At 51.6% G+C, this 2,620-nt stretch carries 5 protein-coding genes; all 5 read left to right on the top strand.

Features of this window, described 5'->3' with window-relative positions:
- On the top strand, positions 1-229 hold a 229-nt coding region (locus tag lacNas_RS05915; protein ID WP_507762775.1), incomplete at its 5' end, for an AAA family ATPase.
- A 352-nt stretch (positions 230-581) separates the two neighbouring features.
- Positions 582-866: a hypothetical protein gene (locus tag lacNas_RS05910; protein ID WP_201330849.1), complete on the top strand. Its 285-nt coding sequence runs from the start codon at positions 582-584 to the stop codon at positions 864-866.
- Between the two features lie 57 nt (positions 867-923).
- On the top strand, positions 924-1,385 hold the full coding sequence (locus lacNas_RS05905; RefSeq protein WP_201330848.1) for a universal stress protein: 462 nt from the start codon (positions 924-926) through the stop codon (positions 1,383-1,385).
- A 168-nt stretch (positions 1,386-1,553) separates the two neighbouring features.
- Complete coding sequence (locus lacNas_RS05900) at positions 1,554-2,297, top strand: ABC transporter ATP-binding protein (RefSeq protein ID WP_201330847.1); 744 nt, start codon at positions 1,554-1,556, stop codon at positions 2,295-2,297.
- Positions 2,294-2,620, top strand: a 327-nt coding sequence (locus lacNas_RS05895; protein WP_201346686.1) for an ABC transporter permease, incomplete at its 3' end; no start/stop codon positions are given. The genes lacNas_RS05900 and lacNas_RS05895, both read left to right, overlap by 4 nt.

The raw sequence follows: 2,620 nt of genomic DNA, 5'->3' as shown, positions 1-2,620 counted from the left end.
CCGCTTGAAAGACGCCCACTACCAGGGCGCCGGCAAGCTGGGCCACGGCTACGGCTACCTCTACCCCCACGACTATCCTGGCGACTGGGTCGCCCAGGCCTACCTGCCCGACCGCCTGCGCGGCCGGCAGTATTTCTCACCTAAGGGCGAAAGCCGCTTTGAGGCCGCCTTCAAGAGCCAGTACCAGCGCCTGCACGACATGCAGGAAAAAGGTCTCAAGCAAAAGTGAAAGCGCTGTATTTTCTCTTGACAAGGGGGCCGACATTCTATATTATAATAAGTGATCTGAGTTGATCGTCAGAAGCTTATTTGTAAATTAGTTGACCGATCAAACTTAAGGACGTGGTGGCCTGTCAGTAACTACTGAATCGGAATGCTGCGCATGCAGAATCCATATTCACTGCGCGACGGGCCGGATTTTGTGAATTTTTTACGGGATCAACAAGCGCCATTTATGCTTTGGTCAACTCGGATTTTCTTAGACAATAACAGCGGTCCCTGGGGCCGCTTTTTTGTTTATGCGTCCGACAACAGCCATTCAGAATGTTTTCACTGCTTTTGAAAACTAGAAAGTTTATTCGATGCTCTACATCCGTATTTTCATGACGCTCTTTATCGCCTGCATGCTGCTGACCGCCTGGTACCTCTGGCACCGGCGCAACGGCGCTTTTTTGGTCTTTGACGTCTCCAGCTCCCCCAAGCTGCACACGCTCATGACGGTCTGCGCCTGGGCCCTGCTGGCAGTCAGCATCCTGGGAATCGTCCTGCTCTTTTTTGACAACAAGTATCTCAACCTGATCACCCTCTTTCTGGGCTCAGGGGTGATTTTCATTTTCGCCCTGCTTGTTTCCCAAAACAAACAGTAATTTTATTAAAATGCTTTCATTTTTTTGGTAAAATAGAGATAGGAAGAGGTGGCAAAAATGACTAAACAATATCAATACAAACACATTCAAGTCGCAGTCGACGGCTCAAAAGAAGCTGACCTTGCTTTCAAGAAAGCCGTCATGGTTGCCAAGCACATGAACGCCAGCTTGGAAATCCTCCACGTAATTGATACGCGGTCCTTCCAAAACGTGTCCAGCTTTGACTCGGCCATGGTCGAACAAGTTTCCAACGACGCCAAGAAGAAGATGGAAAAGTACTACCAGTCTGCTTTGGACAGCGGCGTCAAGGAAGTTCACTACTCAATCGAATTTGGTTCGCCAAAGTCCATCATCAGCCGGGAATTCCCGAAGAAGCACGACATCGATCTGATCGTTGTCGGCGCAACCGGGTTGAATGCCGTTGAACGGCTTTTGATCGGCAGCGTTACCGAATACGTGACCAGAACTGCTGACTGCGACATCTTGGTCGTCCGTCACAACAAGGCAGCCTTGGACTAGCCATTTGACAAATAAGAATCAGCCAACGCCAAACCAAAAGGTTTGGCGTTTTTTTGCGCCCTTTTTTAAAAAAGACTTGCCAAGTGAGTGATTACTCACTATAATTCTTTCTAGTAAGTAAGTGATCACTCACTTACCACCTGAGAAATAAACTACAAGGAGCAAATCATGGCTAATGAACAAGAAGACTTGATCCACCTGGATCAACTCAACAAAAACTTTGGTGAACGCAGAATTTTAAACGACATCAGCTTAAACCTGGGCAGAGGCGAAATCGTCGGCTTGATCGGTCCTTCCGGGGCCGGCAAGTCGACCATGATCAAGGTCATGCTGGGCATGGAAAAGGCCAGCAGCGGCCAGGCCCTGGTCCTGGGCAAGCAGATGCCGGACCGGCACATCCTGGGCGAGCTGGGTTACATGGCCCAAGCCGATGCCCTTTACGACCGGCTGACCGCCCGGGAGAACCTGCACTTTTTCGCGGTCATGAAGGGCATCCCGGCCAGTGAGATCATCTACCAAATCGACCACGTTGCCCAGGTCGTGGATCTATCGCAAAGCCTGGACCAGCGGGTCAAAAATTTTTCCGGCGGGATGAAGCGGCGGCTTTCCCTGGCAATTGCCCTCTTGGGCAGACCGAAGCTCTTGATTCTTGACGAACCCACCGTCGGCATCGATCCCGCCTTAAGACGGCAGATCTGGCACGAACTGAGCCGCCTGCGCGACAAGGGCCGCGGCATTCTGGTCACTACCCACGTCATGGATGAAGCCGAGCTGACTGACCGCGTTGCCCTGCTTTTGCACGGGCAGATCATTGCTTTTGACCCGCCGAAGAAACTGGAGGCCGACTACCAGGTCTCCACGATCGAGGATGTATTTTTGAAAGCTGAACAACAAGAGGAAAACGAAATATGAGAACTTTGACAATCACGAAAAAAGTCATGACTGAACTGGCCCGCGACAAGCGCACCCTGCTGCTGATGTTCGTCGGCCCCTTGATCATCCTCTGGCTGATGAACACCATGTTTTCGGCCAATAGCGACGTCAAGGTGACCCTGGCCACCGTCAATGTCAAACAGGAAGTCGTCACCGACCTGGACAAGGTCTCAGGCGTTTCCGTCAAAAAGTATTCCAGCAGCGCCAAGGCCAAGCGGGCCCTCAAAAAGCGGCGGGTTGACGGCGTCATCGTCAAAAAAGGCAGCCGCTACACGGTTACCCATGCCAATGTCGACTCCAGC

Origin of the sequence: Lactobacillus nasalidis, from assembly GCF_016587775.1 — a bacterium.
In the GTDB taxonomy this organism is placed as follows: Bacteria; Bacillota; Bacilli; order Lactobacillales; family Lactobacillaceae; genus Lactobacillus; species Lactobacillus nasalidis.
Note: the sequence above shows the minus strand (reverse complement) of the source record. Positions and strands in the feature narration are given on the sequence as shown.